Raw genomic sequence first — 14,267 nt, forward strand, 5'->3', positions numbered from 1 at the left:
CTGTGCCAGCATAAACAAGCGCAATCTCGTTGAAGTTCAGTGACTTTCCGGCGCTCCACGCCCGGATTGGCGCGGGGATGGGCCCGGGCTGTGGAAACAGACCCGCAGCGCGCCGAAAGGGCAGTCGCGAAACGGCCCTTATTGGTCGACGGCGGTCAGGAGTCCTGCGCCGGAAACACCTTCCACCGGCGCGGACGGAAGGCGATTCGGCTCTTCTGCGCCGCCGGGTGCTCGATCGGCAGCTCGATCTCCACCACCTGGCGTCCGCCGCCGATCTCAAGCTCCACGCGCCGCGTGCCGGCCACGCGGCGGCTGGTCGCCACCGTGCCGGCAATGCAGCCGCTGCAGCTATCGAGCAATTCGATGTCGTGCGGGCGGAAATAGAGCGTCGCCTTGCCGTCGGGCGCATCCGGCGTCGCAAGGCCGATCGGCCGGTCCGCGATCCAGATCTGCCCGTCCTCGATCTTGACCGGCAGCGCGCTGGAATCGCCAATGAAGCCGTAGACGAAGGGGGAATTCGGCGTGTCGTAAACCTCGTCGGCAGTGCCGACCTGCTCAATGCGACCCTGGCTCATGACGACGACGCGGTCGGCCAGCTCCAGTGCTTCTTCCTGGTCGTGGGTCACGAAGATGGTGGTGTGGCCGGTGGCGTCATGGATTTCGCGCAGCCAGCGCCGCAGCTCGCGCCGCACCTGCGCGTCGAGCGCGCCGAAGGGCTCGTCAAGCAGCAGCACCCTCGGCTCGATCGCCATGGCGCGGGCCAGCGCCACGCGCTGCCGCTGACCGCCGGAAAGCTGGGCCGGATAGCGCTTTTCCAGTCCCGAAAGCTGCACGAGATCGAGCAGTTCGGAGGCGCGGCGGCGGATCTCGGCCTTTGGCGGGCGCGTCGCGCCGGGGCGAACCTTCAGGCCGAAGCCGATATTGTCGGCCACCGTCATGTGCCGGAACAGCGCATAGTGCTGGAACACGAAGCCGACATTGCGCTCCTGGATTGTGCGCTGCGAAGCGTCCTCGTCGCCGAAATAGATCTTTCCGCGCGTAGGCTTCTCCAGCCCGGCGATCAGGCGAAGCAGGGTCGTCTTGCCCGAGCCGGACGGCCCCAGGAGCGCAATCAGCTCGCCCGACTTGATGTCGAGCGAAACGTCATGCAGCGCCGGGAAGCGGTCGAACTCCTTGCGTACATTGGCAACGCGAACTTCCATGAAATTACCCTTGTCCCAAATGCGTTCGCAGATTCCGCGACTTAGAGCGTCCTTTGTGCGTCCACATGGACGCACGGCGCTCTAATGCCCGCGGCTGGCGGCGATGGCGTGGCCGTAGCGGATTTCCAGAATGGTTTTCAGCGCCAGAGTCACCAGCGCCAGCCCCGCCAGCAGCGAGGCGACGGCGAATGCGCCGACGGAGTTGTATTCGTTGTAGAGGATCTCGACATGCAGAGGCATGGTGTTGGTCAGGCCGCGAATGTGGCCTGACACGACCGACACGGCGCCGAACTCACCCATGGCGCGCGCATTACAAAGAAGCACGCCGTAGAGCAGGCCCCATTTGATGTTGGGCAGCGTGACATACCAAAAAGTCTGCCAGCCATTGGCGCCGAGCGACAGCGCCGCCTCCTCGTCGCCTGTGCCCTGTTCCTGCATCAGCGGGATCAGCTCGCGCGCGACGAAGGGGAAGGTGACGAAGATGGTGGCGAGCACGATGCCGGGCACCGCGAACAGGATTTCGATGCCGTAGCTCTTGAGCCAGGGCCCGAGCACGCTGTTGGCGCCGAAGAGCAGCACATAGACCAGGCCCGAAATGACGGGCGAAACCGAGAAGGGCAGGTCGATGAGCGTGGTCAGGAACGCCTTGCCCTTGAACTCGAACTTGGCGATCGCCCATGCGGCCGCCACGCCGAAGACGAGGTTGAGCGGCACGGCGATCGCCGCCACCAGCAAGGTCAGGCGGATCGCGGAGAGCGTATCGGGATCGGCAATCGTCTCGAAATAGGGGCCCCAGCCACGCTTGAGCGCCTCGCTGAAGACCAGGACCAGCGGCACGAGCAAGAACACGGCGAGGAAGACGAGCGCCAGCGCAAGCAGCGCCCAGCGCGTGGCGCGGCCCTCCGTGGTGGCTGAGACGGTACGCGACGGGCTGGTGTCGGCAGCGGCGGTATAGGACAGGTCAACCATAGCGCTTGCGGCTCCAGGACTGGATCAGGTTGATGACCAGCAGCATCGAGAAGGAGAGGGCGAGCATGATCGTGGCGATGCCGGTCGCGGCGGCGTAGTGGAACTCCTCCAGCCGGATGACGATCAGAAGCGGTGCGATTTCCGACACATAGGGCAGGTTGCCGGCGATGAAGATCACCGAGCCGTATTCGCCCACGCCGCGCGCGAAGGCGAGCGCGAAGCCGGTGACGATGGCCGGGGTCAAGCCTGGCAGCAGCACGCGCGAAATGGTCTGGAAGCGGTTGGCGCCAAGCGTTGCGGCGGCTTCCTCGACCTCCCTGTCGATCTCCTCGATGATCGGCTGAACCGTGCGGACCACGAAGGGCAGGCCGACGAAGATCAGCGCGATCACGATGCCGAGCGGCGTATAAGCCACCTTGATGCCGAGCGGGGCAAGTAGGCTGCCGATCCAGCCCTTGGGCGCGTAGAGCGTGGTGAGGGCGATGCCCGCCACCGCCGTCGGCAGGGCGAACGGCAGGTCCACCATCGCGTCAAGAATGCGCCGGCCGGGAAAGCGGTAGCGTACCAGCACCCAGGCCACCAGCGTGCCGAACACGACGTTGACCGCTGCGCCAATCAAAGCGGTGCCGAAGCTGACCTTGAGCGCGCTGATCGTGCGCCGATCGGTGGCGATCGCCCAGAAATCGGCCCAGCCGAGCGATGCTGTGTGCCACACCAGTCCAGACAGGGGGATGAGGATGATGAGCGTGAGATAGGTGAGCGAAAAGCCGAGGGTCACTCCGAATCCCGGAATGACGCTCGGCTGCCTGAATCTCCACCCTGCTTCGGCGGGCGCTGTGGTCATATGTTCCCGTTCTTTTCCGCGTCGGCCACTTTGCCGTGGCACTATCATAACATGCCCTGCCGGGGCGGATGACGCAGCTTTGTGGAAGCCACGTCAGGCGCCCCGGCAGGGGAGGTGCTTTCGGAGCTGTTACTGGCCCGGCTTGTAGAGCTGGTCGAAGATGCCCCCGTCGCCGAAATGTTCGGGCTGCACTTTCTTCCAGCCGCCGAAGATCGGATCGTCGATGCTGACGAGCTTGAGCTCGGGCAGCTTCTGTAGGTCCTCGGCCGGAACGAGCTCCGGCTTGGAGGGACGGTAGTGGTGCTTGGCGGCGATGCGCTGGCCTTCTTCCGAATAGAGATATTCGAGATAGGCTTCGGCCACCTTGCGGGTGCCCTTGGCATCGACATTGCCGTCGACGACCGCGACGGGCGGCTCGGCGAGGATGGAGGAGGGCGGGATGACGATGTCGAACTGATCGGCGCCGAATTCGTCGAGCGCCAGATAGGCCTCATTTTCCCAGGCCAGCAGAACGTCGCCCAGGCCGCGCTCGGCGAATGTCACGGTCGCGCCGCGTGCGCCGGTGTCCAGCACCGGCACATGCTTGTAGAGGTTGGCGATGTAGTCCTTGATCTTGGCCTCGTCGCCGCCGAACTGGCTATGCGCCCAGGCCCAGGCGGCCAGATAGTTCCAGCGCGCGCCGCCGGAGGTCTTGGGGTTGGGGGTGATGACCTGGGTGTCGCCCTTCACCAGGTCGCCCCAGTCCTTGATCTCCTTGGGATTGCCCTTGCGGACCAGAAAAATGATGGTCGAGGTGTAGGGCGAGGAATTGTTGGGCAGCTTGCCGCGCCAGTCGGGGGCGATCTTCTTGGTCCGGTCGGCGATGGCGTCGATGTCGCTTTCCAGCGCCAGCGTCACCACGTCGGCATTGAGGCCGTCGATCACCGCGCGGGCCTGCTTGCCGGAGCCGCCATGCGAGGTCTGGATGGTGACGGTCTCGCCGGTCTCTGCCTTCCAGTGCTTGGCGAAAGCCGCGTTGTAGTCCTTGTAGAGTTCACGGGTCGGGTCGTAGGAGACGTTCAGGATCGTCGTGTCGGCAAAGGCAAAGCCGAGGATCCCGAACTGCACGGCACCGGCGAGGAGGCCGGCAAGAAGGAAACGCGGTCGGAATTGAGTCATGTCTGCCTCCGTTGAACGAGCATACTCTATCGACTAGGTAGAATTTTGATGCGCCGGTTCGTGCCAAATTTTCAGCGCCGGGGCAATTTTCGTCACTTCGGCCTTGTTCGGGGCAGAATTATTTTCCTGGCGTGGTGAACCCACCTGGCGTCGCCTGGTTCCTGGTTTTGTCCAGCGGCGACGAGGATTGGGCGAAAACAAATCGAGCGGAGCTTACTCCACAAACACTTTCACGCTCGCGGCGCGGCCGGCGGCGTCGATGACAGTCAGCGTGGAATAGCCGGTACCGTCGGGTTGCCAGGTGGCGGTGCGGCGGCGGGTGGGCTCTTCCAGCGGCTTGCCGTTGGCGAGCCAGCGGAAGGGCGCGCGGCCGCCCTGCAGCTTCAGCACCAGCGGGGTCGCGGCATTCGAGGCAGCGGCAAGGTCGACATGGGCGCCGTCGGGCGGGAAGACGATCTGCGGCGGCGGCTCGGTCGCGGTGATTGCCACCAGCCCGTCGGGTGCGGGCGAAAAGCGCTCCTGCGTCACTGGCAGGTCGGCGCGGGTGGTGTGGAAGGCGCCGGCCGGCGCGCGCGGCAGTGGCACTGCGGCAAGGCCCGATTTGGCAAAGCCTTCGAACAGGATCGGCGCGGCCGTCGTGTAGCCGGAAATGCCCGGCACCGAGCCGGCATCGGCACGGCCCACCCAGACTCCCAGCACATAGCGGCCGTCGAAGCCGACCGACCAGGCGTCGCGATAGCCGTAGGAGGTGCCGGTCTTGTAGGCGATGCCGCGCCGGGCCGCGCCCTCGGGCGGCTTTACGCCTGACAATATGTCGGCGATCTGCCAGGTTGCCCGCTCGTCCAGCACGGTGCCGCCGCTGTTCTGGATCGGCGCGGTTTCGGTGCCGTCGAGTAGGGTGCGCGCCTTTCCGCCATTGGCGAGCCCGGTGTAGAGCTGGACGAGGTCGCGCAGCGACACACCTACGCCGCCGAGCCCGATGGCCAGCCCCGGTGCTTCGCCCTTGGGCAGTACCGGAGCCACGCCCGCCTGGCGAAAGCGTGCCGTCAGCCGCGCTGGGCCAACCGCGTCGAGCAGGCGAATGGCCGGCACATTGAGCGACAGCTGAAGCGCCTGCCTCACGCTGACATCGCCCTGGTAGGTCATGTCGAAATTGCGCGGGCGATAGCCGCCAAAATCGGCCGGGCGGTCCTCGATCAGGGTTTCCTGCGCGACGAGGCCCTGTTCCATCGCGAGCCCGTAGATGAACGGTTTTAGCGTCGAGCCGGGCGAGCGCACGGCGCGCGTCATGTCGATCCAGCCGGAGCGGCCGCCGTCGAAATAGTCGGCCGAGCCGACCTCGCCGAGGATTTCGCCATTCAGCGAATCGGCCAGCACCATGGCGACCGAGATGCGTGGGCCGAGCTTGGCGGCTGCGTCCGCCGCGACGGTTTCGAGCCCTTGCTGCACGCTCTTCTTGAGGGTCAGCTTGTGTCGGATCTCGGAAGGCGCCTTGCGCAGCCCGACGTCGGCGACATGCGCGGCGAGCGCAGGCAGGGCAAGGCGCGCTTTGGCAACGGGTTCCGTCGCGGCGTGGGCGGCCTCGCGCTCGTTCAGCACGCCCGCCGTCACCATTCGCTCCAGCACGCGGTCGCGCGCGGCCTGGGCGGTGTCGCGATTGCGATCGGGACGACGCCGCTCGGGCAATTGCGGCAGGGCGACCAGCAGCGCGGCTTCCGGCACGGTGAGCCTGCGCGGCTCCTTGCCGAAATAGGCAAGGCTCGCGGCGCGCACGCCTTCGAGGTTGCCGCCATAGGGCGCGAGCGTGAGGTAGCGTTCGAGGATTTCGCTCTTGGACAGCCGCCGCTCGATCTGCAGCGCACGCAGCACCTGCAACAGCTTGGAGTCGAAGCTGCGGCTTTCGCGTGGCTCGATCAGGCGGGCCAGCTGCATGGAGAGCGTGGAGCCGCCGGAGACGATGCGGCCATTGCCGGCGAACTGCCTTGCAGCGCGCAGGAGCGCCAGCGGGTCGACGCCGTCATGGTCGAAGAAGCGTTTGTCCTCATAGGCGATCAGCATTTTCACGAATTGCGGATCGACCTGGTCGAGGCGGGTGTCGAGGCGCCAGTAGCCGTCGGGCGTCGCATAGGCGCGCAGAAGCGCGCCGTCGCGGTCCAACACTTCCGTCGAGACTGCAAGCCGTGCGGGCAGCGGCGGTGGATAGGCGCGGTCGAGGGCGTAGAGAGCGCCGACCGCCGCCGCGGCGAGGCCGATTGCGGCCGCGCCGAAGAGTGCCAGCTTGCGAAGCGCGCTCATGGCTACTGCGCCGCCACCTCCATCATGCCGGTCGAGGTCCGGGCCGAGTATTGCGGCCGGTACATGTCCTCGACGCTTGCGGCCGGGTGCGCGTAGAGGCCCGGCGTCACCGCACGCACGACATAGGCCAGCGTGATCGAGCTTGTATCACCGGCCTGCCGGTCGAAGGCGGCAACGAAGCGGTCATCTCGGAATTCGAGATGCGCCGGTTCCGTGCGCTCCAGCCAATCGAAGTTCGAGAGTTCGGCGCTGGACACCAGCCCCGGATTGTCGATCTCGAAGCCGGCCGGCAGCAGATCGGTCACCAGCACGCGCGAGGGCCAGCTGTTGAGCTCATCGATCTTCAGCACCACCACGAAACGCTCGTTCTGCTGAACACTGGTCACGTTGGCCTCCGAGCCATCGAGCGTGTAGTAGGTGCGCTGGATATTAAATCCTTCGCCGCCGGCGGGCAACGACTGAGCCGGTGCCGCAACCGCAGTCACCACAGCCTCCAGCGCATCGCTGCCGGTGTTGGCGATGACCAGCGGATTGGCCTCCAGCTCCTTGCCGCTCACTTCCTGCGAATAGACGCCGCTATGCGCCGTACCGTTCACGGTGAGCTCAATAGTGTCGTTGTTGGCCCTCAGCGCGCGGGCAGCCAACAGCATCCAGGCCTGGTCCTGCGTGCTGAGATAGTGCGCCGCCTTGCGCTCGGTGGAGACGAACTTGATCAGCTCCGGCACAACCTTTGGCGCCGGGCGGCTTTCGGCCGCAAGCGCCAGTATTGCCGCGCCGTCGCGCAGGCGCGAGCCGTAGTCGGAGCGCGTATAGTCATGCGCGGTGCTGGCCTGGGCCAGCCTCAACGCCGATTGGAAGGTGCTTTCGGCGCGCTGCTGGTCGCCATAAAGCGCAAGGCTCGCGGCCAGCTGTGCCACGGCCATGGGGCTGCTGAAGGCCTCGAGCTGCGTGTCCGAATAGTAGCGCAGGTCACCGATGGAGGCCTTCTTGTTGCGGGCCAGCACATAGAGCGCATAGGCGATTTCGCTGCCGCGGCCCTTGAGGTCGACATCGTAGGAGATGGCGTTCTGCAGATTGCCCAGAGCCTGCGACAGCGCCTCGCTAGCCACCTCGTAGTTCTTCTCACGCGCTCTCGTCAGGAAGTCGGTGACATAGGCGTCTAGCCAGAGGTCGCCGGAGCCGGGGCCCCAGAGGCCGAAGGAGCCGGAGGACGACTGGTAGCTCAGCACGCGGTAGATCGCGTCCTGGATGCGCTTGCGCAGCTCCGGATCGTCGCTGATGCCCGCGCCTTGCGCCATTTCGCCGAGATAGAGCAGCGGCAGCGCCCGGCTGGTGGTCTGCTCGGCGCAGCCATAGGGGTAGCGATCGAGCGACAGCAGCAGCGACGGCACGTCGAAGGCCGAGCCAAGCGATACGCCCACGCTGACGGAGGCGCCGTCGAGCAGACTGGCAGCCAGAAGTTCGCGATCAATGCGCAGGCTGCCGCCATTGGGTTTCAAGTCGACCACGGTGCGCGTCGTCACGGGCAGGTCGGCCGGCCGGATGGGCAGCGACAGGTTCTGCTCGACATCCACTCCATTCGCGTCATTGGCGATGCGAATGGAAATCTGCGCGGTGCCCGTCGCATGCGCGGTGAGCGGGACAGCCAGCGACTGCCGCTTGCCGCCGGTCAGCGTGACATGGTCGGGCAGGGCGCCCGCATTGGCGGCGAGATTGTCGCCGGTGACAATCGACAGCCGGTAGTCGCCGTCGGGCGCGTCGGTGTTGGCGATGTCGAGGCGTAGGGTCGCCTGATCGCCGGGAGCGAGGAAGCGCGGCAGGCCAGCGGTCAGCACCACTGGATCGCGTACGATCACGTCCGTCACCGCATGGCCGACGGCCTCCTTCGTCCAGGCCACGGCCATCACACGCACCGTGCCGTTGAACTGCGGCAGGTCGAAGTCGATGGTCGCCTTGCCTTCGCCGTCGAGTTGAACCGGGCCGGAGAAGAAGGCGACCAGCTTTTCGGTGGGCGGGCTGCCTTCGGTCGCCATGTTGGCGCCGTCGCCGCCGGTGCGCAGCTTGCCGGTGGTGCCGAGCGAGCCGTCGATCAGCCGGCCGTAGAGGTCGCGCAGTTCGAGCCCCAGCTGCCGCTGGCCGAAGAACCAGTTCTCCGGATCGGGCGTCTGGTAGCGGGTGAGGTTGAGGATGCCGACATCTACCGCCGCGACCATGACATAAGCCTCGCTGGCAGCGGACGCGCCGGTCACCTGGACGGGAATGGAAAGCGTGCGGCGCGGCTCGCTCTTTTCGGGCGGGGTCAGCGTCACGCCGAGCTTCTTCTGACCCGGATCGACCTTCAGCCATTTCACGCCGATGGCGCGGGCTGGCATGCGCGATTCCTGCGCATCGCCCGGCCGGAATAGCGTGGCGGTGACATAGGCGCCGGCGCCCCAGTCGCCATCGACCGGAATGTCCACCGTCGCGCCGCCTTCGGGAATGCTTGCCGTGACGGTCTTGAGCAGCCGGTCGGCGCCAATCGTCACCAGCAGCTCGCCGGCAAAGCGCGGCGAAACCTGCAGCTTGGCCGTTTCGCCGGCGGCATAGCTGTCCTTGTCGAGGGCGATTTCCAGCCCGTCCGGCGTCTCGGTCGAGATCGCGGACACGAACCAGCCGGCGTTGAATTCGTAGCTCGTCGCGGGGCCAGACGGGTCGGCGGTCTCGATCTCGAGCCGGTAGCGGCCCCAGTCGACCGGCACGGAGATCGCGGTTTCCTTGTCGGAGGCGAGATCGATGGTGCCATTGGCGACCGCGCGGGTGAAAGTCACCGGCTCGTAGTTCCAGGAATTGTTGGAGCGATACCACTGGTAGTTCCGCTCGATCTTCACCACTGACCACTGCGCGCCCTGCAGCGCCTGGCGATCGCCCTGCGGGCTCACTGCAATGATGCTGAACTTGGCCGTCGAGCCTTGCGGAACCTCGTCGCCGGAGAAATCCGGGCGAATGCCGAGCATCTGGCCTTGCGGGCGGATGCCGATGTCGAGTGCGCGTTCCACCGCGCGGCCGCTGCCTTCGCGCATGCGCACGGCGACGGCCGCATTGAGCAAGCGCGTCGTCGAGGGCAGCTGGTCGATGGCCACGGGGAAGGTGGCCTTGCCGTCATCGCCTACCGGCGGCAGGTCATCGAGCGGAATGCGCGTGGCTTCGCCTTCCTGCTCGTCGGCCAGGCCGAAGTAATAGCCCTTGAAGCGATCCCAGTCGCGCCGGGTCGAAACCGTCACTTCGCCTTCCAGCGCAAGCCCGGCGGCCGGCGCGCCATAGAGGAAGCGGCCGTCGATGGTGACGTCGGCGTGCTCGCTGACGGTGATCTCGTTGCGATCGCTGGTCATGTCGAATTCGATGCGGTCGGGGACAAAATCCTCGACCAGAAACCTCTGCGTCGCCACCGCCGGCTGCTTGGGATCGGTGTGGATCGCCACGCTCCAGGTACCACGCATGGCGTTGATGGGCAGCGTCAGGTCCACTGCGTGCCCGCCCATCCTGGCGCCGTCCGAGATGAGGCGCCGATCCTCGACACCGTCGGGCCGGAAGAAGACGAAGGTGAGCGGCAGGTTTTCGACTGCCTTGGCCGCGTCGTCGCGGACAAGTGCTGCCGCATGCACTTCCTCGCCGGCACGGTAGATGCCGCGCTCGGTCCAGGCATAGACGTCGAGCGCACCGGGAGAGGCGCGACCCGCCACGCCCCGGTCGGAGAGGTCGAAGCCGGCGCGGCTCATGTCGAGGAAGACGAAATCGCTGTCGCCCTGGCTGGCCATCAGCACCGCCGGCACCATGCCGCCGGTGCCGCGCGTCAGGCCCGGCGTGAAGGTGGCGCGGCCCTCGGCGTCGGTCGTCGCCGTGCCGAGCACTTCGTTGTTGCGGGCCAGCAGCGTCAGCGCCACGCCGGCGATCGGCTTGGCGGAGCCCAGGGAGCGGGCGAATACGTTGAGGCCGTCTTCGCCGGTGTAGGTGGAAAGGCCGATGTCGGAGACGACGAACCACTGCGTGGCCTTGGACTGATAGTCTTCGCTGCGATCGTTCTGCGGCTGGGCGGTCAGCACATAGACGCCGGGCTTGCGGTTGGGCAGCGCCTCGTCGATGGGGAAGCTGGTGGTAACTTCCTTGTTGAGCTCGTTGCCGGCGATGTCGATCTCGCCTTCCCAGATCGGCTCGCCCATCTGGTCGGAAATGCTGTTGATGTCGTAGCCGTCGAGCTGACGCAGGAACTGGTAGCCGGAGAGAAGCTGCGCAAGCGAGCGGTCGCCGATGCGGAACAGTTTTACGTCGGCTGTGGTCATGTTGACCGTGACGAGTGGAATCCCGCGACGGGCAGTGGCAGGCAGGACGAAACTGTCGCCGGTGAAGCGCACCGAGGACGTGCGGTCCTGCACATAGATCGAGAGCGTGACGGGTGCGGCAAGCGCCTCGCCGATCGCTGCCGGAAGGCCCGCGCGGAAGGTGACGCGATAATGGCGGCCGTGCTCCAGCCCCTCGACGCAGATCTGCTTGTCCTTGGCCTCGATGGCCTTGGGGGCGGCGTCGTCCAATTTCACAAAGGGGGTGTAGTCGACGCCTGCCTTGACCAGCTCCTCGGAAAACTGCGCGCAGATGCGCGGCGAGGCGCTGTCATTGTCCACCGAGTGCTCGACGATGCGGAATCCCTTGCGCGCCTTGAGGTCCTCGTATTCGGCCCGGACGGAAGCCGAGTTCACCAGCGCAAGGCTTTCCTCATAGGCCTGCAGGGCAGGGCGGTAGAGATCGCGCTTGTCGAGCGCGACCGCGAGCACGGCAAGCGCGTCGGCGCGTGCGGCGGCGGTGCGCGAAAGCTGGTAGCCGTTCCAGGCGGCCGAGGTGCCGTCGCGTTGAAGCTTTGCGGTTTCCTCGTCATTTGCCGGCGAAGTGCCGAGGATGGCGCGCGCAAGGTCGATCCAGAGCGCGCCGTCATCCGGCGATGTCGCGACCGCGGTGGTGAACTTTTCCATCGCGGTGCGCGGGTCGCCGTTCTGCATTGCCGTGTTGCCGGCTTCGGTCAGCGCGGCGAGCCCTTCCTCGCCGGTCGCGATATTGTCGAGGTCGGCCCGGAAGCGACGTGCTTCATCGACCAGATTGCCGGCAAAGATACTGAGTTCAGCCGGGGCGCCGATGTCGGGGGCGCCGTCCTGCGTCACGACCTTGCCGGCGACCGCGCCGACGAAAGGCTTCATCTGGCTGACGTCGGACTTCAGGAAGCACCACTTGGCCTTGGTGTTGTAGGTGAAGGCGCGGCAGGCGGAGTCGCCCAGGCAGGTGCTCTTGCACTGGTCGAGCGAAAGGTTCTGCACCGAGCGAAGGTCGAAGCCGAAATAATCGCTATCAGCTGTGGTGACGATCGATCGCGCGTCGACGGCAAGTGCCGGTCCCGAGAACGGCAGAAATAGCAGGAGGAGGAACGCGAAAATCGAACAAAAACGCGCGGCGCGATTTGACATGGGATCCCCCTCCGGTCGCTGCTGCATCTTCCGAGCATCCATGTGACCAAGCCGGGGGCGTGCTTGTCAACGGATCGGCACAGCCTTCTAGCTGTCGTGGATGACATTTCGACGTCGCGCCCCGAATGGCGCGGTCCGGCAGCGGATATGCCGGGGGCCTCGTTCAGCTGGCAATGGTGCTGGCGCGGTTTCCACAATTTTCAGTGGTATGGGCCGGTTTTCCCGCTGTTGCAGCGCTGAACCCCTTACCTGGCCTCACGTTGCAGCCGATCTGGCGCTGCCTCTTTGCCGGAGGCCGTAATATCTTGTGATGCTGCGGAAGATTTCTCCCGATTCCGCGACGCACTACTACTTTTGCGTCAACATTGTCGCTTTCGCGCGAACCGTCCCCCACCCAAAATTGCAAATTTCCTCTTGCGTTTGTCTCGCAGTCCTTTTGATATCGATGGCCGGACGGAACACTAATCGGCGAAAAGCCAATAACAATGGGAGAACGATATGACATTCTATAAGAGCAACGGCGATCGTGTGCCCGATCACATTCGCAAGCTCGCCGAGAGCGCGAAGTCGGGCAACGAGGTCGATCGTCGCGAATTCCTGGCGCTGGCCAGCGTCTTCGGTGCTTCCACGGCCATGGCATACGGCATGATCGGGCTTGCCGCGCCGACGCCGGCGCGCGCCGAAGAGCAGCCCAAGACAGGCGGCGTCCTCAAGGTGGCGATGTCCATCAAAGACCCGAAGGACCCGCGCACGGCCGACTGGTCGGAAATTTCCAATGCCGAGCGCCAGGCGCTCGAGCCGCTGGTGAAGTATACGCGCCAGTACACCTTCGAGCCCTACCTGCTGCAGAGCTGGGACATCAATGACGACGCGACCGAATACACGCTGCATGTGCGGCCGGGCGTCGAATGGAACAACGGCGACAAGTTCACGGCCGACGACGTGATCTACAATCTTCAGCGCTGGGCCGACAAGAGCGCCGAGGGCAATTCGATGCCCGGCCGCCTGGGCACCCTGGTCGACGAAAAGACCGGCAAGCTGGACATGAGTGCCGTCACCAAGGTCGACGACATGACCATCAAGCTGAAGCTGGGCAAGCCGGACATCGCGCTCATTCCCAACATGTGCGACTACCCGGGCCTGATCGTCCACAAGACGTTTGACGAGAAGGGCGCCAACTTCAAGAACTGCCCGATCGGCACCGGCCCGTTCGAGCTGGTCTCCTACGACGTCGGCCAGAAGGTCGTCTACAAGCGCCGCGGGACCGGCAAGTGGTGGCAGGGCGACGTCTATCTCGACGGCGTCGAGTTCATCGACTACGGCACCGATCCGGCGGCGACGGTCGCGGCCTTCGAGTCCGGCGAAGTGCACACCAACCACGAGACCACTGCCGATTACGTCAAGATTCTCGAAGGCGTCGGCGCCCCGGTCTCGGAAGTCGTCACCTCGGCCACCGTCGTTTCGCGCTTCAACGTCAACAACAAGCCCTATGACAACCAGAAGGTTCGTCAGGCGCTGTGCCTGGCCGTCGACAATGCGACGGTGCTGCAGCTCGGCTACGGCAATGCCGGCACGGTGGGCGAAAACCACCATGTCTGCCCGATCCATCCGGAATATGTCGAGCTGCCAAAGGTCCAGCGCGATCCGGCCAAGGCCATGACGATGCTGAAGGAAGCCGGCGTGGCCGACTTCGAGCACGAGCTGATCAGCAACGACGAGGACTACCACAAGAACACCACCGACGCGATCGCCGCCCAGCTTCGCGAAGCTGGCATTAAGGTGAAGCGCACGGTGCTGCCGAGCTCGACCTTCTGGAATGACTGGACCAAGTACCCGTTCTCGGAAACCAACTGGAACATGCGCCCGCTGGGCATCCAGGTGGTCGCGATCGCCTATCGCTCGGGCGAAGCCTGGAACGAGACCGGCTACGCCAATCCGGAGTTCGACAAGAAGGTCAACGAGGCGCTCGGCATCGCCGATGCAGAGAAGCGCAAGGTGGTGATGAAGGACATCGAGCAGATCCTGCAAGACTCGGGCATCATGATCCAGCCCTACTGGCGCAAGCTCTACATCAACATCAAGCCCGAGGTTAAAAACCACGGCATGCACCCGACCTACGAGGCTGATTTCGGTAAGGTCTGGCTCGATCAGGCGTGATCGACCGGTTGTCGAGGGGAGGGGCGATAAGCCCCTCTCCATTGCTCCTCACATGCCCGGAACTGCGGAAGTCGACTTGAAATGCGGCGGACGCGACGTGCCGGCATGTGCAAAAGAATCATGGGTTGAACGCATCTGACCCCAACCCCACCGGCA

The 14,267-nt window shown here is 65.2% G+C and carries 7 protein-coding genes; 1 reads left to right on the forward strand and 6 read right to left on the reverse strand.

Going from position 1 to position 14,267, the window contains the following annotated elements; all coding sequences use genetic code 11:
- Positions 1-155 precede the first annotated feature (155 nt).
- The 6 genes from M2281_RS14900 to M2281_RS14925 all read right to left on the reverse strand — a co-directional run bounded on the left by M2281_RS14900 (position 156) and on the right by M2281_RS14925 (position 11,954).
- Complete coding sequence (locus M2281_RS14900; protein ID WP_280821957.1) at positions 156-1,202, reverse strand: sulfate/molybdate ABC transporter ATP-binding protein; 1,047 nt, start codon at positions 1,200-1,202, stop codon at positions 156-158.
- 81 nt (positions 1,203-1,283) lie between these two features.
- Positions 1,284-2,171 (reverse strand): sulfate ABC transporter permease subunit CysW, encoded by an 888-nt coding sequence (gene cysW / locus M2281_RS14905; RefSeq protein ID WP_280821958.1) that lies wholly within the window; start codon positions 2,169-2,171, stop codon positions 1,284-1,286.
- Positions 2,164-3,015, reverse strand: a complete 852-nt coding sequence (gene cysT / locus M2281_RS14910) for a sulfate ABC transporter permease subunit CysT (protein ID WP_280821959.1) — start codon at positions 3,013-3,015, stop codon at positions 2,164-2,166. Before cysT ends, cysW begins: the two co-directional genes overlap by 8 nt.
- 129 nt (positions 3,016-3,144) lie before the next feature.
- The gene (locus M2281_RS14915; RefSeq protein WP_280821960.1) at positions 3,145-4,173 is read right to left on the reverse strand and encodes a sulfate ABC transporter substrate-binding protein; all 1,029 of its coding nucleotides are present in this window, start codon (positions 4,171-4,173) and stop codon (positions 3,145-3,147) included.
- Positions 4,174-4,386: 213 nt separating this feature from the next.
- Positions 4,387-6,468 carry a penicillin-binding protein 1C gene (gene pbpC / locus M2281_RS14920; protein ID WP_280821961.1) on the reverse strand — a complete coding sequence of 694 codons (2,082 nt, stop codon included), beginning with the start codon at positions 6,466-6,468 and terminating at the stop codon, positions 4,387-4,389.
- Positions 6,469-6,470: 2 nt separating this feature from the next.
- Positions 6,471-11,954: an alpha-2-macroglobulin family protein gene (locus M2281_RS14925; RefSeq protein WP_280821962.1), complete on the reverse strand. Its 5,484-nt coding sequence runs from the start codon at positions 11,952-11,954 to the stop codon at positions 6,471-6,473.
- 498 nt (positions 11,955-12,452) lie between these two features.
- On the opposite strand from M2281_RS14925, the gene M2281_RS14930 reads away from it, so the two are divergent.
- Complete coding sequence (locus M2281_RS14930) at positions 12,453-14,111, forward strand: ABC transporter substrate-binding protein (RefSeq protein WP_280821963.1); 1,659 nt, start codon at positions 12,453-12,455, stop codon at positions 14,109-14,111.
- The last annotated feature ends 156 nt before the right edge of the window (positions 14,112-14,267 follow it).

Source organism: Pseudaminobacter soli (ex Li et al. 2025), assembly GCF_029892515.1.
GTDB classification, from domain to species: domain Bacteria; phylum Pseudomonadota; class Alphaproteobacteria; order Rhizobiales; family Rhizobiaceae; genus Pseudaminobacter; species Pseudaminobacter soli_A.